The following is a 23,367-nucleotide window of genomic DNA, read 5'->3' as shown; positions in this document are numbered from 1 at the left end:
TTTATAATTAATAAATTTAACATATTTAAAGGCTGAAAGCTAGATAACATCTAACTTTCAGCCATCGAAAATTTTATACTTTCCTGTACTTTAAAAAAAGCACCTATTTATAGGTGCTTTACTAATTTCTTTAATAACCTCTTTCTTATTACTTTATCATAAAACTTCCTTTAATTTTTCTATAAAAGGTATATCTGCCGGTGCAAATTTAAAGTTTTCTACTTCAGATATACTTATCCATTTTGCTTCATCATGGACACTTAGCTTTATTTCTCCTGAAATCACTGTGGCAAAATACGCCATAAGCTTTACTGTTACATTAGGATATTCATAGATACTTGTCTCTATGTAATTACCTATTTCAGTTTCAATTTTTAATTCTTCCACCAGTTCTCTTTTTAGAGCTTCTTCTGGCGTTTCCCCTTGCTCTACTTTTCCACCTGGAAATTCCCACATTCCTTCAAGCTTTAACTTAGGCGCTCTTCTTGTTATTAAAAACTTATTATCCTTCACTATTACAGCAGCTACTACATCAATCATAATCTAATTCTCCTTTGTAGTTTTAATTTATTATATATTATTTAGTGCATAAGAAAAAGCCTCGGCATTTGCTGAGGCTTTATTAATTAATGACAATGTCCACCACAATGTTTGCAATCACAACCACATTGAATGGATTTACCTTGTTTTTTATCTTTAATCATTTTTCTAACAATTAAGCTTACTACTACTAGTAAGGCAATTCCTACTATAACAGTTCCCATATGAATCCCTCCATATTATATTTAAAGATTTACTATGCCTTTAAATTTACAGTTAAATTTTCACTTTCTTTATATGGTCTAAAGAACAAATATAAGAATATAGCTATTATAATAATTGCTGCTACTGTACCTATACCAAATATTCCATCAGTAAATAACATACCTATTTGGTAAACACATAATGATGCACAATATGCTAACAATGTTTGATAACCAATGGCAAACCAAAACCATTTAGCATTATTCATTTCTCTCTTAATAGCTCCCATAGCTGCAAAACATGGTGCACATAAAAGATTAAATATTAAGAATGAATATGCTGCCAATGCTGTCATACTACCTGCCAAGCTACCCCAAATTTCTGATCCATTTTCTGCAACTTCACCAAATCCATAAAGAATACCAAAAGTTCCAACTACATTTTCTTTAGCAATAAGTCCTGTAATTGCTGATACAGTAGCTTTCCAATCTCCCCAACCTAAAGGTTTAAATAGCGGTGCTAAAATACCCCCTATAGCTGCTAAAATACTATCATTCATATTATCTACCATACCAAATCCACCATCAGCAAAACCAAAATTTTCAGAAAACCAAATAAATATTGTAGAAAGTAAAATTACTGTTCCAGCTTTTTTAATAAACGATGAACCACGTTCCCACATACTTCTTAATATATTCGAAACTGTTGGCATATGATATGCTGGTAATTCAATAACAAATGGAGCTGGTTCTCCAACAAAGATTTTTGTTTTCTTCAATATTATTCCTGAACAAATAATTGCTACTACTCCTATAAAATAAGCACTTGGTGCTACCCATGAGGCTCCATTAAATAATGCTCCTGCAATTAAAGCAATAATAGGTAGCTTAGCACTACATGGAATAAATGTTGTAGTCATAATGGTCATTTTACGATCTCTATCATTTTCAATTGTTCTAGAAGCCATTATTCCTGGAACTCCACATCCTGTTCCAATAAGCATTGGAATAAATGATTTTCCAGAAAGTCCAAACTTACGGAAGATTCTATCCATGATAAAAGCTATTCTCGCCATATATCCACAAGACTCAAGGAAAGCTAAGAAAGCAAATAATACAAGCATTTGCGGTACAAAACCCAGTACTGCTCCTACCCCACTAATAATACCATCAACTATAAGTCCTGATAGCCACGGTGCACAACTTATAGCATCTAAGCCATTTTGTACTGCTGGAATAATCCATTCACCAAACAACGTATCATTTGTCCAATCTGTTAAAATTGAACCTACTGTTGTAACTGAAACATAATAAACTATAAACATTACTACTGCAAAAATAGGAAGTGCTAACCATCTATTAGTTACTATTTCATCAATCTTATCTGAAACAGTATGTCCACCTTTATTCCTTCTTACAAAACAATCTTCTATAATAGATGAAATATATACATATCTTTCATTAGTAATTATACTTTCTGCATCATCATCCATTTCATCTTCACATCTTTTAATATCTTCTTCCACATGAGTAGCTATTTTTTCTGCTATTTTTAATTGTTCAATAACTTTTTCATCACGCTCAAATATCTTAATGGCATACCAACGTTGCTGCTCTTCTGGCAAATTATGAATCACTGCCTCTTCAATATGTGCTAATGCATGTTCAACGCATCCTGCAAATTTATGTTTTGGAATTTGAAGTACACCACTTTTAGCAACTTCTACAGCTTTATTAGCTGCTTCCATAACACCTGTTCCCTTTAACGCTGAAATTTCAACTACTGTACATCCAAGCTCCTTAGATAAATTCTTCGTATTCAGCTTGTCTCCGTTTTTTTCTATAATATCCATCATATTTACTGCTACCACCACAGGAATACCAAGTTCCATTAGTTGTGTAGTTAAATATAAATTTCTCTCAAGATTAGTTCCATCTATAATATTTAAAATTACATTAGGCCGTTCTTTAATTAAATAATTTCTTGTTACAACTTCTTCTAAAGTATATGGAGATAATGAATAAATACCTGGTAAATCTATTATACTAACATCTTTATCCCCTTTTAATTTTCCTTCTTTTTTTTCTACAGTTACCCCTGGCCAATTACCTACAAATTGATTAGAACCTGTCAAACTATTAAAGAGTGTTGTTTTACCACAATTAGGATTACCAGCCAATGCAATTTTTATTGTCATTTTATCAATCACTTCTTTCTAATATATAACTATTTCAAAATATTTCAATTAACAACTAAAATAATTATCATTAATTATTTATAAAAATTATTCAACTTCAATCATTTCTGCATCTGCTTTACGAAGTGACAGTTCATATCCCCTTACTGTAACTTCAATAGGATCTCCTAAAGGTGCTACCTTTCTTATATATATATCTATACCTTTTGTAATTCCCATATCCATAATACGTCTCTTTACTGGTCCTGCACCAACTATTCTTTTAACTTTTACAGTATTTCCACACGCTATATCTCTTAAACTTGTCATATTTATCCCTTCTATCTTTAAATTTATACTATAATTTTATTAGCCATATCCTTACCAATTGCTACTCTTGAATTCTTAACTTCCACAATCATGTTACCTTTTATTTCAGATATAACTGTAACTGCAGCACCTACAACAAACCCTATATTACCTAAAAATTTTTTAGTGTCCTCTTTACCACCAATTTTTTTTATTATATTAGCTTCACCTTTCTTAACCATTGATAAAGGCATCTTTAATCATCCTCTTCCTTAACATTGATAATCATTTTCATTTACTATATTATTAGTATATACCTATTTCTATAACATGTCAATACTTATCTTAATTTTCTCTTTTTTTATACACATATTTAAATATATTGTTTTTATCAAAAAATAAGTACTTGCCAAAAGCAAGTACTTAAGTAAATTTTAATTCATTAAAGCCATTACCATTTCTTCTATATCAAAAACTTCATTCGTTTCAAAAAGTTCTGCTAAAGCTTCTATATTTTCTTCTAAATGTTCAATATCTTTAGAGTATGTATGAGCTATATCTACCATGTCTTCATCAGTGAACTCATTATTTTCTATATATCTCACCACTGCTAATTCCCTTATCATCATATAACTTATAATGGCAGTCTTTATTTTAGCCAATGCATCATAATCAAAGACAGCTTTCATAAAGTATCTAAAGACAAAGTAAACTAAGATATTTTCAAATTTATATATTTTATCTTCATAATACTCTACAAATTGCTTATGTTTTAATATATATAATTCCTCATCTTCATCAGCTTGCCAAAAATATCTTAAGGCATCATTAAGACCTAAGGGATCATTGGGTGTTATATGCTTTAAATCTCTAAAGACATTGAAGTACTCCTGTATATTATCGTATTTTATACCTTCATTATCTTTGTATTCTTCCAATTTTTCTAACAGTTCTTCTAGAAAGAACTTATCTGAATACTTTTCTCTTACATACTTTATTTCCTTAATTTCACTTTCATCTATTTTTTCTTGAATTTCATCAACAAATAAAAGTGCCAAAGCAACTCTTTTTCTTAAATCAATATCCCTGTCCTGTAGCATATCCATAACTATATTTCTGCTTTGAAGTAATTCTATAAAAAGCTGTGCGTTTATATCATTATATGAACTCACTACTTCTTCATTTTCACTTAATTCAAAGGTTACTTTTTTATCATTATTAAGCATTATTCTAGCTGCTTCCGGACACGAAAGTGATATTCCTATTTCTCTTAGAGAACCAAACTCTTCTGTATATCTAGGGTATTGCTGACATGTATAACACAGGTTTTCTTCACCAATATTTATATATATATCACAAGTCTTTTCTTTATTTAAAAATGGACAATTATTTCCTTTAAGTACAAATATATTTTCTCCTGCTTCATGAACTATTTCACTTCTTAGTCTTTCTCCAAATTTACCTTGCACATTTTTATAACGGTCATATGTAACATCATCTATTACTATTCCCCATCCTGCACAGCATGTATCTTCACATTTTGATGCTATACATTTAAAATCCTTAAAGTATTCTGGAACTCTAATTTTCATTTCTTATTCCTCATTTATAATTTATAATTTAATTATTTATTTTCACTTTTATATTCATTATAGAAGTTTATTAATATTTCATACTCTTCATCTGATAAGAATTTACTTTCATGTTTTTCATTAATTTCCACATCAGTAAAATTCAAAAATCTTACCTTATTCTTATATAATTCAATTAATCCTAATCTTACATTGTTATTTTCACTCATTTTTATTTCTCCTTTTCTTCTTATATTTTAAATCTTGCCATACCATATACAAATTCATTTGTTGCATTTAGTAGATCAGCATTAATCAATATAATATCACATTCTTGGCAAATATCATATAAAATACTTTCAATAAATGAATTTCTTACTACTACTTCCTTAGGTCTAACATATTTGCATGATACATCCAGTAAATATTTTATCCAATAAATTCAACTTTACTAACTTCATCAATATAAGTAATTTCAGATAAAATATCATTAATATCTACTTCATCATCTACATTGAGCTTTAAGATTATTTTTGCTTTATCTATGGACACTTTTCTTGTTTCTATTGAAACAATGCAAACTCCTGCAATTTTTAAACCATCTCTTACTTTTTCCATAGATACAACTGTATCACCTGTTAATTCAACTTCAATAAAAACATAAGAATTTCTCTTTATTGACATTATTTTTTTTAATCTAAATATATCAGTTAAAAAAATGTATGATACTACAGTTATTATAACCGCTCCTAAGTATACACCTGATCCTACCGCTAGCCCTATACATGCTGCAAGACATATTGAAGCAGCAGTAGTTAAACCTTTTACACTTCGTTTATCCTTAAGTATCGTACCTGCACCAAGAAAGCCTATGCCTGATATATATTGTCCTGCCAATCTAAATACATCATTATTTCCTCCATTAATACGATAATATTCAAGGGAGGTTATTTGAATTAAAAGCCCAACCATACCTACAAGTACATGGGTTCTTATTCCTACAACCATACCTTTCTTTTCTCGATTATATCCAATTGCTCCTACAAGCACTACACAAAGAAAAGTCTTAAAAATAATTTCTAAAACTACCTTTATACTTACACTTTCTATGATTTCTTTTAACATCTTTCTTCCCCCCTTTTTTTTCTTAAGTTTTTCATTTTATACTCTTATTATATGGAGATGCTATTTATAATATAAACCAAAAGGAGTAGATTTTTTTCTACTCCTTTCCCTATCTATCCATTTTATTATTTTCAAGTATTAAAATTTAACCATATCTATATAAATTTAATTACCATCTCCTTTTCAGTAGATTAGATAATTGGATCATCTCCCTCTGGGCTGCTTCATAGTTCTTTATATAACTATGGTGCCAAGAAACTCCTGTTTCTTTACGGACAATATTAATGTTTGAGCATTCCTCCTTTCCATTAGTCTTCATAAAAGACTCTATATCATTCGATATTATCATCGCCAAGCATCCCTCCCTTTTCACACATATATGGTTAAATGTTTATAGACAAAAAGGAGTCGCAAAACATCTTTTGTGACTCCTTTTTCTTATCTATATTAACATTATACTACTATAAACACTCATTGTAAATATTTTCCATATTATTTTATTAAATTTTTTCACTTTCATACTTAAAACTTTTTTCTCTTTTATAGTAAGTATAAGCTAGTGGAATTACTGCTGCAAACCAAGCAACAGGATCTGCCAAACATATTCCCATAAATTCTAAAACCTTAGGTAATGTAAAGGCTACAATAGCTCTAGCAACAAGTTCATAAACTCCAGCCATCATTGGAATAAATGAATCTCCTATTCCTTGCAGTGCATTTCTATAAACAAATATTAACCCTAGTGGAATAAAGAAAATTGCTGAAATATTTAAAACCTGTTGTGCATAAGATAATATCTCTGCATCTGGATTGCTAACAAACATCATTACAAAGTATTTTCCTAAGAAAATAAGTATTATAGCTGAAATCACGCTTGTAATTATAGATATTTGTACACATTTCTTAACTCCTTCTTTAATACGATCATATCTTTTTGCTCCTATATTTTGTCCACAATAAGTTGCCATTGTTACACCTAAAGTAGTAGCTGGTTGCATAACTAATTGTAATACTTTTGAAGAAGCTGCATAAGAAGCTATTACTGTAGAACCAAATATATTTATAGCACTTTGTACTGTCATTATTCCTATAGATGTTATCGAAAACTGTAGAGCCATAGGTATACCTACTTTTAAATGTTTTCTGTAATATTTTTTCTTAACTTTAAAATCATCTTTTTTAAGCCTTAATATTTTATATCTTTTATATGTATAAATTACACATAAAATCGCTGAAACCCCTTGAGATATTACTGTAGCATAAGCAGCTCCTGCAACTCCCATTTTGAAGTTTATAATAAGAACTAAATCTAGAATTATATTAAGTACTGAAGATACTATAAGGAAATATAAAGGCGTTTTACTATCACCTAGAGCTCTTAATATAGCTGCCATCATATTGTAGAATATAATAGCTATATTTCCTGCATATAAAATAATTATGTATGTTGAGGCATCCTTCAGTATATTTGAAGGTGTATTCATAAGAGTTAATAGAGGCTTTGCCGAAAGTACGCTTATAAAAGTAACAAGTATAGTTGCTATTATTGATAAAATAATTGAACTAGCAACAGCTTCCTTAACTCCTACTTCATCTTTAGCACCATATTTTTGCGAAATAAGCACTGCAAATCCACTTGTAAGCCCCATTACAAATCCATTTACCAAAAATACCATAGAACTTGTTGTTCCTACTGCTGCTAATGCTTCAACTCCTATAAATCTTCCAACAATTATAGTATCAACCATATTATAAAACTGCTGAAATATATTTCCTATTAAAAGTGGAATTGAAAATAGCAATATCAGCTTCACTGGATTTCCAGTTGTCATATCATTTGTCATTTACCCATCTCCTTTTTATTTTTTCACCAGCATATATAATAACATACTTTACATAAATCTATTAATTATTTTTATCAATTCTTTTTAATTATTTTTTCACTGTCATTAAAAGTTATTACATTTACTTTCATTTTTTTCTCTATTATATATTTATTTTATAAAAGCCATTAATAATAAAGTTAAATAAAATAAATCCGTAAACTAACAAAGCAATACACCTTGCTAAAATCTACGGACCATAAAAAAACAGTTTTCCCCAAGAATAGCTAACAAAATAAACTTTTTACTATTATTTACATTTATAATATACTCTTTACCTTTAATATTGTCAATATAATTTTAAATAAAAAGGAACATCTTCACCAAAAGAAAATGTTCCCAAATATTACTCTACGCTACTCTTCTATTATTAATTTCTTCTATTATTCCCCAGACAATTGAAAACCATAAATTAATGCCAAAGATAGCACCAAAACTTCCATATAAATATAATTTTTTAAAGAAATCACCAGCAAAGCCATTAAACATAATGTGTATTTCTTTAGGTTCCATTATTGCTATCTGCTCCATAGTTATTTGCTTTATATTTACAGCTTTTAAAAGTTTACTAGTGTTATTAAATGTAACATTTAAAACTGCTTCAATAGCTCTACAGATAACATCATCTTTTGTATCCTCTTTTATAAAGCTGAATCCGTCATTAATTATTTCTTCACAGATTAGATTGATTATTTCCTTATTAACTTCATTAAAGCTTTTACTATTAAAAGCAGCTTCAATATATTCTTCTACACATTCTTTAGAATACTCTTCATCAATAATAGCATTAAAGGATACTCTTTTAACTACATCTTCATAAAATTCATTTGCTATTTTTTCAATAAGCGTTGCAAACTCTTCATTATTAACAACTATATTCAATATTGCTTCAGTACACTCTACTACATCTTTTCTTTCTAATGCTAGCATTACTTTATTTATGGATGTTTCTTTAATAGACTGTATAAACCCTTCATCTATTATTTCATCTAAGCACTTAACAATAGCCTCTAGATTTTTTACTAAATTATCATTACTTAACTTTATAATATTATTTAACTCTCTATTAAATTTGTAACAGATATCTTTTAAAGAATCTAAATCTAGTATCAATAGAAACTCTTTAAGATTTTCACTTAATATTATGTTGATAGACTCATCAATAACCTCTTCAATCTCTTCTTTTATATAGATAGATTTATTAAGGCTTATATAAATGCTATCTAATATTTTACTATAATTTATTTCTTTTGCCTTAAGCTGTAAACTCTTTATTGGTGTAGGATAAATAGAATATGATAATGTACTTTGAACTAATGATGTAATTTCTAAGTATTTATTATCTAAAAATATTGGTACTTTAATATCTATTATTGTATCTATACACCTATTTACTATATCATCTCCGCCAAACATTACATAAGCTCCTCTTTCAAGGAAATTAAGCCCTGAGGTAATTTCTCCCCTTACCTTTTCACTAAATTTACTTTTATTAGCTTTTAAATAACTTTCACCTTTGCTAATAATATATCTACTTAGCTTAGGTATATTACTATCAATATATTCTGCTATCTTTCCAGCAAATACATTTCCAATGGTATTATCACCATTAATTTCTTTTTCTAAAAATTCTGAAACTCCCTTTTCAAGATAATTCTTGCTTTCATTGAATATCAATAACATAGATTTATCTTTAATATATTTTCTTAAACTCTCAATTTTTTCACTAGAGATAAGCCCACTTAAATTGTTATTAATTATAGTTTGATATTTATCTTCGCCTTTAAATATCATCTTTTGAATCTTTTCTTCATTTAATATACTTTTACCATTATTTAATAAAACTTTTTTTAAGCTATTATTAATATCTTCTCTTATTTTAATAAGTTGTTCTTCTTTGATAAATTCTTTGCATTTTTTATCAGATTTCATTTTATTAGCCAAATAATCTGCTGTTTTCTCTGAAAAAATTACTGTTAACTTTCTAGCATCAAGGACAATTTTAGATATATACCTTGACTTTAAAATTTTCCCAACATTTATACTTCCTATACCTTCCACTGATTTATATGCTATTTTCTTTTTATTATTTTCTATATTTTTTTTCATTCCATCGTATAAATAATCTACTATAATCTCTTTCTTTTCTCTTATAGCATCCATGATTACTTTGTAATTACTTTCTGATATACTGCTAATAAGATATCCCTTAAACATATCTTTTTTAGAGGTTAATAGCATTTTTACTCTCTCACCGTTTAACAGTTCTTCATCAATAACATGACCTATTCCTCTTGCCATTGTATCCTTATGTGATGGAATATATCCTAAAGAAAACTTCCTTAAAAATGGTATTTTAGCTAAAAACTTATTTCTTTTATATGGATAAAATAACATTTTTAAAGCTATAACATTAGTGCCTACACCTATCATTGCCATGATAATGCAAGATATTATTGTAGAAGCCACACTCCCTGAAAATCCACTTATAGAGGTTGTTCCATAAAACAACCCATAAATTCCTCCAACAACAATCCCTAAAATGCCCCCAAATACTGATAATGGCTTAAGTTCATTTCCCATAAATGATTGAGCAAGCTCACATATTTCATCTTCATTAAACTTTATCAAATTATCATAAATGATATTCTTTATATTGCCATCAAGAATTTCTTCAATATTATTATCTATATAATTGTATAACTTTTCCTTTGAAACCAATATTAATTTATCTTTATTACATATATCCTCTATAAATTCATCTAAAGTATTTTCAGAATATCTTGTTATCATTTCTTCTTCAAGAGTTACTATTAAATTAATCATTGAACTTCCTAATAGTTCCTTTTCGCTCTCTGCTATCTTTATCAGATCTATCTCTCTAACCTTGCTTATTATTATTCTATTTATAGGTTCTAGTATCTCTCTCTTGCTATCCTTTAGCAGATGTAATAATGACCTATTAGCTTTCTCTGATAACTTTGTAAATTCCTTTTCTGATAAAAGATTTTTCACAGGCATATTTATTGCTTCATTAATTTTATCATTAATAATATTAACTACTTTTAGCTGTAAGAATTTTAATATTTCTTTTCGTTCATTACAAATCAATAAAATAAGCTGCTCTTTCACCTTTATTTTTAATAAACCAATGTTCTCTTCATTAATTAGAGAACTAATTTTCTTAGAGAATACTGCTTCAACTAATAGGCTTAATATTTTTTCACCATGAATATTAATCTTTTCCATAATAAGCTTACTTAGTGCCATTATTTTGCTTTCAGATATAATATTTGCTTCTTCAAGCTTACCTATTATATCTTTCACCTTATTACTCTTTAAATAAGTTATTATCTCTTGTGATATCTTCTTTACTGATTCTTCGTTCATTTCATATTCATCTATATAAGAAATAATCTTATCTACCACACTGGCTTTTTCTGAGATATCACTAAAAAGACTCTCCCTAACTTTTTGCACTATTATCCTTTTAATACTACCATCCATTCCTTCAATGGATTCATCTATAGATTCTTCAATAATTTCATTAACTTCATTCTTATTAAATCTAATCCATTGTGATATGCTTGGTATAACTTTAATGGTAATTTCCTCGATAAACCTTGAAAGGTTAATAGCTGATTCTTCTGGCAATAATTCGTATAATGTAAAATCTAATTCTTTTGCTATTTTTATTATTTCATTTAAAATATTCTTTAAACTATCAGTACCTTTATCTGAATTTATAAAGGTGCATCCCTTAGCAAATAAAGCTGAAGATATTTGTTTTTTTTCTACTGGAGAAAAATAATCATTTAATGTGTTAGAAGCTATTGTCTTAAATAAACTATTGATTATTTCATCTATATCAATGGCTTCATATATCTTTCCCAGTATATTTAAAAGTTTTTCTTCATCATCAAATATATTTTCTAATGAATTTATAATAAGTTCTTCTATGATAGATTCTATCTTTATTTTCACATCTTCATTAATTATATCTTTTAATATCAAATTATTATTTTGATGATAAATATTCTTTAATAATATAGAAACTTTATCATCAGACTTTATGTATTTTAAAATTTCTTCATAAACAATATCTGTTATATAAACTATATGCTTTGCTGATAAAATTTCTGTTATTTCTATATTATCTACTATATTTTTTAATAGTTTATCTGATATAAGTTTCATTTTAGCTTCTGTAAACTCCATGATGCTTTTTTTACTTTCTTCAAAATATGAAATATCTTTTATTTTCACATCATTAAATGCTTCTTTAAGGCCGCTATTCCAAAACTCTTCTACAGTTACATCTAACTGTTTCTTAAACTCTTCACCATGTATATGTTCTTTTAATGTCTTTCCATTAATAATATCTTTTTCTACTAGAGTACTTATTTCATCTATAAATTTTTCTTTATTTTTCTTAACTACTCCTCCCAGCTTTAATGGAGTGTATTCCTTAAAAAGCATATTTACAGCATATTTATTGGTAATATATCCTGCCACTCCCCCTGAAATACTTTGGAGTATTAAAAGTAATGGATTTATCAATGTTTTTCTCTCCTTTTATTACTGTTAATTACTATATTATACTACAAAGAAAATTTATCCACAAAATTATTATCCATTTTCCATTTTATGGTATAATATTTATATACTTTATTTTATTTTGCGAGGTGAATTATGGATAAAATTAAATTTAATAGTTTAAGTGAAGTTAAAAAAGTAAATTATATTTTAGAATTAAATAAAAAAATCAGCTTAAATGAAATAAGCACTCTTTTAGGCATAAAGAAAAGTTCCATTAAATCTCTAATGGGAAAATATGATTACACCTTCAATGGAAAAAACTTTTTAAAGCATAAAGAAGTATTGAAATCTCCCAAAACTTCTATGGCCCAACCCTCTTCCCCTGCTGATAGGCTATATGCCTTAGAAATGAGAATATTTGAGCTGGAAACAATAACTAGAAACATTAATTGCGATTTGCAAAATCATAAGCAAAATCATCAAAATAATAACCCTACACTACCAACTACTTCCTCATCACAGAAAAAAATAGTTTTAAAAGATTCTATAATCGATACCTTAAATATTTTTTTAAAAAAGCATCCTGACTTAAATGAAGATGATGTAATAAATAAAGCAATTTCAGAGTATATAGAAAACTATCATAGATTAGTTATCTATAATAAAAAAACTATCTGAATTTAATTTTTCCATATAATAAAACAATTTGAACCTGCATAAAAAATCATGCAGGTTCAAAATTATTAATTACTTTTAGCTATATTTGTTAATCATTTCATTTTTTAAATTCCAAAGTTCTGATGATAAATCTACATAATACTCTTGTGGATTAGTAAACCTCTTTTGCTCATCCCATAAACTGTTTACACTTTCTCTACAATAAGCTTTAATATCTAACACTGCTGGGCTTTCATAGACACATTCTCCATTTATAAATACAGGAACTTGAAGCTTTTTAGCATAGAAATTATCTACAAGCTTCTTCTTCCAAGTATGTACAGGATCAAATATTTCATATTCTCTACTGTCATCTATCACTTCATCTGCTAAAGTAATAACATCTGCAATTGCCTTATTACTTTCCTTATCAAACAATCTCCATACTTGTTTATAACCAGGATTAGTTACCTTTTCTACATTTTCTGAAAGTTTAATTCTTGGTACTATTTCACCATTTTCCTCTACAGCCATCAGCTTATAAACTCCACCAAATACCGGTTCTGATTTGGCTGTAATCAGTCTTTCACCTACACCATAAATATCTATCTTAGCATCTTGGCTTACAAGATCTCTGATGATAAATTCATCTAAGCTATTAGAAGCTAGTATCTTACAATCTCTTAATCCATTTTCATCAAGCATTTTTCTCGCTTTCTTCGATAAATATGATAAATCTCCACTATCAAGTCTTATACCTTTTAGTCTTTTACCCATTGGTTCTAATATTTCTTTAGCTATCCTTATAGCATTAGGAATTCCTGACTTAAGAACGCTGTATGTATCAACAAGAAGTATACAGTTATCTGGATAAGTCTTTGCATAAGCTTCAAATGCTTTATATTCATCACCAAAGAACTGTACCCATGAGTGAGCCATTGTACCCACTATATCTACCCCAAAATCTTTTCCTGTTATAGTAGTTGCTGTTGCACTCACGCCTCCTATTATAGCCGCTCTAGCTCCTAATATAGCTGCATCTGCCCCTTGACCTCTTCTTGCTCCAAGATCCATTACCACTCTGCCATTAGCTGCTGTAACAACTCTATTGGCTTTAGTAGCTATAAGACTTTGATGATTGATTGATAATAATAGCATTGTTTCAATAAATTGTGCTTCCATTACCTTTGCTCTCACTGTAACAAGTGGCTCATTAGGAAATACTACAGTTCCTTCTGGAATTGCATAAATATCTCCACTAAACTTGAAATCTCTTAAGTATTTCAAAAACTCTTCATTAAATATATTCTTTTGTCTTAAATATTCAATATCAGAATCTGAAAAGCTTAAGTTTTTAATATACTCTATAAACTGTTGTAAACCTGCTACAATTGAAAAACTTGCTCCATCAGGATTTTTTCTAAAGAACATATCACAATATACCACTGAATCAGCATATCCATTTTCATAATATCCATTAGACATTGTCAGTTCATAGAAATCCACTAACATACTTAAATTTCTTTCGTTTTTTAAATCCATACTCTCCATCCTTTTTCCTTATAATAAAAGGAAAATTCACCTCCATCAGCAGATAATATTGCTAACTTTTATTTATATTAACATATTATTATTATTTACATAATTAGTCAATGTCTAAATAGATTTATTTTTTTAACATTTTAGCAAGCTTTGCTATATACATATTCTAGAATAACCTTTAAACATTAAATATACTCTTAACATTTTTAATAAACAAAAAATCCTTAGACATACTCTGCCCTAAGGATTCTATTTTTTAATATTCCTACGTAAAAAAGCATCATTATGCGTCTTTACACTAGTTTGACAATATTTGTGTATCATTAATATATCCAAGATAGCTATGTGCTGCTTTTTTTATTTTATACTGCATAACTTGTATTGGATAATGGATGCTTGCGAATATATAGCTTCCTCTTTTTATCATATTCTTCTTTCGATATCATATCTTTTCTTGAATCATGAATTGTATAATCATATCCTTTGTTATTCACGTCATACCATTTTAATACTTCTCTAAAACTCTTACCATCTCTTTGGCTTTTAAGAAAGATACCACTACCCCTTCCTATATTATCTAGTGTCCATGTATTGCACCTTATTTCATTTAACATTGTCTTATTATAAGGGAACTGAACATATGCATGGGTATTGTTCATATACATTCTACAGATGGTGGTATCATCATCAAACTTTACTAACAAAATATCATTTCTCAATCTCTCTTCTCTTATACCTATTTTAAAATAATCATTTTTTAAACATAAAAATTTAAAGTCTTTTATTTTCTTTTCCTGCCCCATAATAAATCCCCCTTATAACATATATTTATGCAGGAAAGAAATTTTGTTTATATTTTTTGTAACTATTTTTAAAATTTATATGATTATACTAATTAATAGTTAAATTTATAAAAAAAGAACAGATATTCCTCTGTTCTTCAAAAATATTATTTATTCATTTTTTCATATACTTTGTCTATTATAGCTTTTCTTTCTTCACCTATAACACTGATTAACTTAGATGGCATAAAACCATTTTTATATACTCTATCTTCATTTCTCTCTATCATAGCCATGATAGTTTCTTCAAATTTTTCTTCAGTTATCATATCTTCTAAATAAGTATCTACTAAATCTTTTATTTTTGAAGCTAATTCTTTTGGATTTCTATATACTGCTCTCATGCTTTTCTCCTTAAACATAAAGTAAAATTTATTAAACATAATGATTTTACTTTAAATTTCAAGTTATTGCAATAAAAAATATTTACTTTACTTTCTCATGGCCTGTATACTTTAATATATTTTACTATTTTTAACCTTTTCTTCATTATGAAGAATTATTGCCACAAAATGCTGCTATTGTACCCTCAATTACTACGATGGTACATTATTTAAAACTTCCAATAACTTTTTATAATAAATATAGTTTAAATGATCTATATAGCCTTCCATACTCTCTAAATACATATTTTCTTTAATAAATGCTGCAACAAAATGCATTTCTTCCTTTTCTTTTAAATTAACCTTGCTTCTTACTGATGATTTAGGTAAATTTTTATCAATTGTATTTTCAATAATACTCTTATTATTAAATTCTAAACAAATTTGCTCTTTTAATTCATCTTTTTCAGGAGCAATTTTAAATTTATTACAATCAATTTTATATTCATTTTTCATAAAGTTATAAAAGCTTTTTATCTTCCATATGGATTTAAGCCACTTATTCTCTACATACTTTTCAATGTTCCGTAACTCACTGATGAAAATATTCTTTTTACTTTCTTCCATTTCATCCTTCTTAAATATATTTATCTGCCTATAAAACCATTTGATTATTTTTTCCTCTTCCATAGATAATCCTTCAAATTGATAAATAGGTATGTAATAACTCTCATTGACTATTTCATAATATAATATATTACTATGGTATTTACTCTCTAATATATTATGATACGACTTTAAATTCTCTTTCCATTTCTCAAGCCTTAAATCCCATTTAAAATCTATTGCTTCTAAACACTGTACAAATTCCTCATTAAGAACTTGTTTATTATATAAGCTTCTTTGTAGAGCGCACCATTTATAAAGTCTCTCATTTGCTTTATCTTTAGGTACTTCTATATGACCATTTACTTCATAGAATTTCACTAGATAATTAAAATTATCATACCAATTATAAGTAATCTTTTTTTCAATATTTCTAAATTTACTTATGACATCTTCATGCTCTTCATATAAGGCAAAATTAATTCGCTCTTCACATAACCCCAATGAAGCTCTGTATTTATTATTTTCCTCTGCACTTTTCATTAAATCACGTTTAAAATTAATCAATTCTAGATTATCAATATTATCTACAAAATCAAATATTATTGGATGATTATCAACATTTTCAGAAGTGAGGCATCTTCCTAACTGCTGATAATACACAACTGGTGATCTGGTATTTCTAAGCATCATTATGCCACTGATATTCTTTAAATGAAGCCCTTCATTTAACTTACTTATAGCAAATAGTAGCTTTATTTCATGCTGATTATTATCTTCCTGAAAATCATTTATTGTATTTTTTACATTATTACTTTGAGATGTTATAGTATAACTTTTAATATTTTTACAAATAGGAAAAGCCTTTTTAAACCAATCATTTACCTTTGGTATCATTTTTATTAAATGAAAATTATTTTCACAAAATACGATAAACTTAATGTTATATCCATAAGGCAAATGCTTTTTTATTATGTTTGGAATATTATTTTCCTTTTGCCATATCTTTTTATATTCTTCAAGCTCTTTTATATATATTTTTTTATCTTCTTTAGTGATTATTTCTTCTTCCATTTGTTCCATACGTTTTTTTATCTCTTTATCAAGATTATAAATTGCTGAAACATAAACTGGATTAGGCAATACTTTTCTTACAATGGCATCTGAAAGACTAAGTGGCGTAACACAATTACCCTGTAGAAGCTCTTCAATCATATCCCTATTATTATCTAAAAACCTTATAGGTGTAGCTGAAAAACCTACAATAGAAGTTTCTTTATTTTTATCTATTATTTTCTTTACAGCTTTTCCCCAAGTTTCTGCACCAGCTCTATGCAATTCATCTAATAATATCAACTCTACATTAATATCATTTAACTTACCACTTCTATCCATAGCTGCTAACTTGCTATATGTATAAAACTTGCAACTTTTAACACACCATGGAGCTATATTTTTTAATTGCATGATAATTTCCTTACTTGGTGCTATGAGAATAGATTTTCTATCTAAATAGTCAAATAACATTTGCAGTATAATAAAACTTTTTCCTGTTCCTGTTGCATTAGAAACAGCAACTCTTTTTTCATTTTCTAATATAGCCTTAACTTCCTTATATGTATATCTATTATGAGGCTTTAAATCTGGCAAAAGTATGTCCCTATTTTGCTCCTCACTATAGTTATCTATTAAAACTTGTAGGAATTTAAAATCCTCTAAAGACATATTAATCTTATTAAATAGCCTTATATTTTCTATATATCCATTAAGCGATATTATCATAAACTGTCTACAGTTATATTCTTTGCTAGCTTTTTTCTCAAACTTTTTAAGTTCAGCAATAATATCACTATTATTCAATGGATTAAGATAGTTCTTAGCCTGTACAATCCAAACTATCTTATTAGGATTGCTAGGATAAGATAAAAGTATATCTGCTCCACCATCAAAAGCTCCACCTTTTATGGTAGCTATAAAACCATTCCCCTGAAAAAGCATGGCCAAAAACTCCTCAAAAAGCTTTCCTTTAATATATTTATCTGTTATCTCTAACATCAATTTTATTTTACTATATTCTTTATTTATAATTAATTCTTTTAATTGGTCCAATAATTCTTTCATCATTACTCTCTAATCTATTGTTATTTTTCTCATACTAAATAAATTCTATCAAATAGATATAGAAAAAGAAACTCAAATCTTTGAGTTTCTTTTTAATGGTTAATTTTAAATTTATGCAAGTCCTTCAATTATTCCACCACCAACAACAATGTTTCCTTGATAGAATACAACTGATTGACCCTTAGTTATTGCTCTTTGTTTTTCCTTGAAGCTTACTTTAACTTTACCATCTTCCATTGGAGATATAACAGCTTCAGCAGGCCTTCCTGAATATCTAACTTTAGCTTCTACTGTAATTTCTCCTTCTAATTTATCAAAAGGAATAAAGTTTACATCCTTAGCAACTAAATCTGTCTTAAATATATCAGTTTCTGGTCCTAAAACTATTTCATTAGTCATTGGATTAATATCTGTAACGAATACTGGTCTTCCAAGAGCTATTCCTAGACCTTTTCTTTGACCTATAGTGTAATATACTATACCTTTATGTTGTCCTAGAACATTTCCATTCTTATCAACAAAGTTTCCTGGAACTACTTCTAATGGTCTAACTTCTTTAATATATCTTCCATGATCATTGTCTGGAATAAAACATATTTCTTCACTATCTTTTTTATTATATACAGATAAGCCAATTTCCTTAGCTATTTCTCTAATTCTATCCTTTGTGTATTCTCCACATGGCATTAGAGTATGTGCTAATTGATCTTGAGTAAAGTTGTACAATGCATATGTTTGATCTTTTCTATCATCATCTGAACGAATCAGAAGATGTCTTCCATATCTTTCTTCTATCTTAGCATAATGACCTGTAGCAACATAATCAGCCCCAATTCCTCTAGCTTTTCTTAAAAGCTCATCGAATTTTAAATGCTTATTACATGCTATACATGGATTAGGTGTCTTTCCATCTATGTATTCTTGCACAAAATAATCTATTACCTTTTCTTTAAATGAATCTCTAAAATTCATTACATAGAAAGGTATTCCTATTTTATTAGCAACTCTTCTTGCATCATCAACTGCTGAAAGGGAACAACAACCACCTTCTCTTTCTGTGTAATCTTTATCTTCTTGCCATATTTGCATTGTTACACCAATTACATCATATCCTTGCTCCTTTAAAAGGTAAGCAGCAACGGAGCTATCAACTCCGCCACTCATACCTATAACTACCTTTTTCTTCTTTTTCATCTAATCACACCTTAAATCTTATTCGTGTCCATGCACTGCATCGTGTAATTCATCGTGATCAGTTTCTTCAAATTCCCAACCTTCTAAGCTTAACCCTTGATTTTTTCTATAGTCATTGATTGCTTTATGTATAGCTTCTTCTGCTAATACTGAACAGTGCATTTTTACTGGTGGAAGTCCATCTAAAGCCTCTGCAACTGCTTTATTTGATAATTCCCATGCTTCTTCTAATGTCTTTCCTTTAATTAATTCTGTAGCCATTGAAGATGATGCTATAGCTGATCCACATCCAAAAGTTTGGAACTTAACATCTTTGATTATGTTATCTTCAACTTTTAAATAAACTTTCATTATATCTCCGCACTTAGCATTTCCAACTTCTCCAACTCCGTTAGCGTCGTCTATTTCTCCTACATTTCTTGGGTTTTTAAAATGATCCATTACTTTATCACTATATATCATAATTATCTTTCTCCTTTTCTTTTAAAGTCGTACCATAATGGTGACATATTTCTTAATCTTTCTATTATTGGTGGTAATTCATTTAATAATTTTTCCACATCTTCTTCTGTTGATGCAGCACCTAAAGTTGTTCTTAAAGAACCGTGTGCTTTTTCATGTGGTAATCCTATGGCTAATAATACATGTGAAGGATCTAAAGAACCTGATGTACAAGCACTACCACTAGATGCACAAATCCCTTCAAAGTCTAATGATAAAAGAATTGATTCTCCTTCAATAAACTCAAAGCTTATATTAGAGTTTCCTGGTAATCTCTTATCTCCTCTTGGTCCATTTAATCTAGCATATGGAATTCTTTCTAGGACTCCGTCAATTAACTTATCTCTTAATACAGTTAATCTTGCTCTATTTTCTTCAATATTTTCAGTTGCAATTTCGATAGCTTTTCCTAAACCAACTACTCCTGGAATATTTTCTGTACCTGCTCTTCTTCCTCTTTCTTGTCCACCACCGTGAATTAAGTTATCTATTCTTACACCTTTTCTTATATATAAAGCACCTATTCCCTTAGGCCCATATAATTTATGTCCAGCTAAGGATAATAAATCAATATTCATTTCTTTAACATCTACCGGTACTGAACCCATTGCTTGAACAGCATCAGTGTGGAATAATACTTTCTTTTCTCTACAAATTGCTCCAATTTCTTTTATTGGTTGGATTGTTCCTATTTCGTTATTAGCAAACATTATTGAAACTAAAATAGTTTTATCTGTTATCGCTGATTCCAATTGTTTTAAATCAATAAATCCTTCTTCATTAACATCTAAGTAAGTTACTTCAAAACCAAATTTTTCTAAGAATTCACAAGTATGTAATACTGCATGATGCTCTATCTTAGTTGTTATTATATGATTTCCTTTTTTCATATGAGCTGTGGCAATACCTTTTATTGCCCAGTTATCAGCTTCTGATCCACCACCTGTGAAATACACTTCATTTGGATCACAGTTTATTGCTTTAGCCACTTGTGCTCTTGCATTATCTACTGCCATTTTTGTTTCTCTTGATATTCCATAGAATGATGATGGGTTACCAAACTTTTCTGTAAAGAAAGGCATCATTGCATCTAAAACTTCTGGTTTAACATATGTTGTAGCTGAATAATCCATATAAGTTGTTTTCATTATTCTTCTCTCCTCTTTAATTCTAAAAGTGAATTTTTATCTTTCATTTCATTATAATCATCTACTATATCTTGTAAAGTTATTGATTCCATAACTTCATCTATACTATTTTTAATTTTTGTCCATAACAATCTTGTGGCACAACAATCTATATTATCACAAGATACATTATCAATGCAATCTGCAACCTCCACAGGACCTTCTAAAATATTCATAATATCAGAAACTTTTATATCTTTAGGTTCTTTTGCTAAAACATATCCTCCTTGAGCTCCTCTAATACTTGTAATAAGCTTAGCTTTCCTTAGAGGGGAAAATAGCTGCTCTAAATAATACTCTGATATACTTTGTCTACTAGATATCGTCTTAATAGAAACGGGTGCATCTCCATAGTGAATTGCCAAATCCACCATTGCCTTTACTCCATATCTTCCTTTTGTTGAAAGTTTCATTTCTCCACCCCTTTTTATTTCTGACTATTTTACTATGTTTTATTTGATGTTTATATCTTAGCAAAGTACTCGGCTTTTGTCAACATAGATATAAAAAAAATCGACAGCAATTTTGAATTCAAAGAAAAGCTTGATTTCATCATAGCTGTTATTACTCCATTAATCTCTTTGAATCTTTTATAGCCATCTAACTTGTTACTATTTATATAACAGCAAATATCCATAAAAGATGAAGCTTAATATACTTCATCTTAATATTATTTCCCTTTAATCCTGCTCCAGTATTCTTTCATAGTTTTTTCAATTTTATTATCACCATATTCATAATACACTTTATTTTTAATATTATCTGGTAAATATTGCTGTTTTACATAATGATTTTCATATTTGTGAGGATACTTATACTCTATTCCTCTTCCTAGTTTACTAGCGCCTCCATAATGTGCATCCTTTAAATGCATTGGAATATCATCTATAGTTATATTTTCCAAATCATCTAAAGCTCTATCTATAGCAACATATGAAGAATTTGATTTTGGACTAGTTGCTAGTAGTATTGTAGCTTCCGCCAGAGGAATTCTAGCTTCTGGAAACCCCAGTTCCCTGGCTGAATCAACTAAAGACTTTACAATAAACGCAGCTTGTGGGTAAGCAAGTCCTATATCTTCTGACGCAATAACCTGTAGCCTTCTACATATAGATATTAAATCTCCACCTTTTATAAGTCTAGCTAAATAATGAATTGCTCCATCAGCATCACTACCTCTAATAGACTTTTGAAATGCACTTAATATATCATAATGAGAATCTCCATCCATATCAAAAGCTATTACCTTGCTTTGAGTTGAATCTTTAGCAGCTTCTAAATCAATCAGTATCTCTTTATCATCATTAGGTTTAGTGGAATTTAAAGCTACCTCTAATCCATTAAGAGCCTTTCTTACATCACCATTACAGTAAGCAGCCAAATATTCTTTAGCTTCATTGGTAACTTTAATACAAATCTCATTATATTCCTTACTTCTTAAAGTAATAGCTCTATCTAAAGCCTTCTTTATATCTTTTTCTCCTACAGGTTTAAATTCAAAAATAGTTGATCTACTTAAGATGGCTTTAAATATATAAAAATAAGGATTTTCTGTAGTTGAAGCTATAAGAGTAATCCTTCCGTCTTCAATATATTCTAACAATGATTGTTGTTGCTTTTTATTGAAATTTTGTATCTCATCTAAATATAAAACAACACCGTTTATTCCTAAAAAAGTATCTAATTCCTTTGTTATATCTTGTATATCTTTCAAAGATGCATTGGTTGCATTTAATTTATAAAATCTTTTACCAGCCTTTTTAGCTATTATATTAGCAACTGTTGTCTTGCCAGTTCCAGGAGGTCCATAAAAAATCATATTAGAGATATGTCCACTTTTTATAATTCTATCTAGTATTTTATTTTTTCCTAATATATGTTCTTGCCCACATACCTCATCTAATTCTGTAGGTCTCACTAAATCTGCTAATGGCTTCATATTTTCACCTCGCATTTATGTATCTATTCATAATATATTACCATAAAAATCAAACACATTTCCACTTTATTTAATATATTATAATAGGAACAATTTTTAAGGTGATGC

General features: G+C 28.5%; 21 protein-coding genes. 1 reads left to right on the top strand and 20 read right to left on the bottom strand.

Features of this window, described 5'->3' with window-relative positions:
- Positions 1–156: 156 nt before the first annotated feature.
- The 11 genes from mutT to BHW04_RS02870 all read right to left on the bottom strand — a co-directional run bounded on the left by mutT (position 157) and on the right by BHW04_RS02870 (position 12,368).
- Positions 157–540, bottom strand: a complete 384-nt coding sequence (gene mutT / locus BHW04_RS02915; protein ID WP_022166745.1) for an 8-oxo-dGTP diphosphatase MutT — start codon at positions 538–540, stop codon at positions 157–159.
- Between the two features lie 86 nt (positions 541–626).
- Positions 627–764: a FeoB-associated Cys-rich membrane protein gene (locus BHW04_RS02910; protein WP_022211373.1), complete on the bottom strand. Its 138-nt coding sequence runs from the start codon at positions 762–764 to the stop codon at positions 627–629.
- 32 nt (positions 765–796) lie between these two features.
- Entirely contained in the window at positions 797–2,941 is a 2,145-nt protein-coding gene (feoB, locus tag BHW04_RS02905) for a ferrous iron transport protein B (protein WP_302698822.1), read from the bottom strand.
- Between the two features lie 87 nt (positions 2,942–3,028).
- The gene (locus tag BHW04_RS02900) at positions 3,029–3,250 is read right to left on the bottom strand and encodes a FeoA family protein (RefSeq protein WP_022211371.1); all 222 of its coding nucleotides are present in this window, start codon (positions 3,248–3,250) and stop codon (positions 3,029–3,031) included.
- 23 nt (positions 3,251–3,273) lie between these two features.
- Complete coding sequence (locus tag BHW04_RS02895) at positions 3,274–3,483, bottom strand: FeoA family protein (RefSeq protein WP_022211370.1); 210 nt, start codon at positions 3,481–3,483, stop codon at positions 3,274–3,276.
- A 180-nt stretch (positions 3,484–3,663) separates the two neighbouring features.
- A complete protein-coding gene (gene fliB, locus BHW04_RS02890; RefSeq protein ID WP_022211369.1) occupies positions 3,664–4,821 on the bottom strand; it encodes a flagellin lysine-N-methylase in 1,158 nt (385 codons plus the stop codon).
- A gap of 32 nt (positions 4,822–4,853) precedes the next feature.
- A complete protein-coding gene (locus BHW04_RS02885) occupies positions 4,854–5,030 on the bottom strand; it encodes a hypothetical protein (RefSeq protein ID WP_022166739.1) in 177 nt (58 codons plus the stop codon).
- Positions 5,031–5,050: 20 nt separating this feature from the next.
- A complete protein-coding gene (locus BHW04_RS12280) occupies positions 5,051–5,221 on the bottom strand; it encodes a DUF6930 domain-containing protein (protein ID WP_374047289.1) in 171 nt (56 codons plus the stop codon).
- An 8-nt stretch (positions 5,222–5,229) separates the two neighbouring features.
- Positions 5,230–5,925, bottom strand: coding sequence for an MgtC/SapB family protein (locus tag BHW04_RS02880; protein ID WP_302698819.1), 696 nt, complete (start codon positions 5,923–5,925; stop codon positions 5,230–5,232).
- Positions 5,926–6,425: 500 nt separating this feature from the next.
- Complete coding sequence (locus tag BHW04_RS02875; RefSeq protein ID WP_302698817.1) at positions 6,426–7,769, bottom strand: MATE family efflux transporter; 1,344 nt, start codon at positions 7,767–7,769, stop codon at positions 6,426–6,428.
- 390 nt (positions 7,770–8,159) lie between these two features.
- The gene (locus tag BHW04_RS02870; RefSeq protein ID WP_302698816.1) at positions 8,160–12,368 is read right to left on the bottom strand and encodes a DUF445 family protein; all 4,209 of its coding nucleotides are present in this window, start codon (positions 12,366–12,368) and stop codon (positions 8,160–8,162) included.
- Between the two features lie 132 nt (positions 12,369–12,500).
- Here BHW04_RS02870 and BHW04_RS02865 point away from each other — a divergent pair, with 132 nt between their 5' ends.
- On the top strand, positions 12,501–13,025 hold the full coding sequence (locus BHW04_RS02865; protein WP_302698814.1) for a hypothetical protein: 525 nt from the start codon (positions 12,501–12,503) through the stop codon (positions 13,023–13,025).
- Positions 13,026–13,100: 75 nt separating this feature from the next.
- Here BHW04_RS02865 and BHW04_RS02860 read toward each other — a convergent pair whose 3' ends face one another.
- The 9 genes from BHW04_RS02860 to BHW04_RS02820 form a co-directional block, all read right to left on the bottom strand.
- Positions 13,101–14,555 (bottom strand): nicotinate phosphoribosyltransferase, encoded by a 1,455-nt coding sequence (locus BHW04_RS02860; protein WP_302698813.1) that lies wholly within the window; start codon positions 14,553–14,555, stop codon positions 13,101–13,103.
- A 353-nt stretch (positions 14,556–14,908) separates the two neighbouring features.
- The gene (locus tag BHW04_RS02855; protein ID WP_022211363.1) at positions 14,909–15,349 is read right to left on the bottom strand and encodes a hypothetical protein; all 441 of its coding nucleotides are present in this window, start codon (positions 15,347–15,349) and stop codon (positions 14,909–14,911) included.
- Between the two features lie 146 nt (positions 15,350–15,495).
- Positions 15,496–15,732, bottom strand: coding sequence for a TIGR04540 family protein (locus tag BHW04_RS02850; protein ID WP_022211362.1), 237 nt, complete (start codon positions 15,730–15,732; stop codon positions 15,496–15,498).
- A 192-nt stretch (positions 15,733–15,924) separates the two neighbouring features.
- The gene (locus tag BHW04_RS02845; protein WP_302698810.1) at positions 15,925–18,438 is read right to left on the bottom strand and encodes a DEAD/DEAH box helicase family protein; all 2,514 of its coding nucleotides are present in this window, start codon (positions 18,436–18,438) and stop codon (positions 15,925–15,927) included.
- A gap of 111 nt (positions 18,439–18,549) precedes the next feature.
- Entirely contained in the window at positions 18,550–19,632 is a 1,083-nt protein-coding gene (mnmA, locus tag BHW04_RS02840) for a tRNA 2-thiouridine(34) synthase MnmA (protein ID WP_302698809.1), read from the bottom strand.
- 18 nt (positions 19,633–19,650) lie between these two features.
- Positions 19,651–20,094, bottom strand: coding sequence for a Fe-S cluster assembly scaffold protein NifU (gene nifU, locus BHW04_RS02835; RefSeq protein ID WP_022211359.1), 444 nt, complete (start codon positions 20,092–20,094; stop codon positions 19,651–19,653).
- Between the two features lie 2 nt (positions 20,095–20,096).
- Entirely contained in the window at positions 20,097–21,281 is a 1,185-nt protein-coding gene (gene nifS, locus BHW04_RS02830) for a cysteine desulfurase NifS (RefSeq protein WP_302698808.1), read from the bottom strand.
- On the bottom strand, positions 21,281–21,733 hold the full coding sequence (locus tag BHW04_RS02825) for an RrF2 family transcriptional regulator (protein ID WP_022211357.1): 453 nt from the start codon (positions 21,731–21,733) through the stop codon (positions 21,281–21,283). The genes nifS and BHW04_RS02825 overlap by 1 nt, the downstream gene beginning before the upstream one ends.
- Before the next feature lie 257 nt (positions 21,734–21,990).
- Entirely contained in the window at positions 21,991–23,259 is a 1,269-nt protein-coding gene (locus BHW04_RS02820; RefSeq protein ID WP_186834824.1) for a replication-associated recombination protein A, read from the bottom strand.
- Positions 23,260–23,367: the final 108 nt, after the last annotated feature.

The sequence above is a fragment of the Clostridium sp. 29_15 genome, assembly GCF_001916075.1.
Classification (GTDB): Bacteria; Bacillota; Clostridia; order Clostridiales; family Clostridiaceae; genus Clostridium; species Clostridium lentum.
Note: the sequence above shows the minus strand (reverse complement) of the source record. Positions and strands in the feature narration are given on the sequence as shown.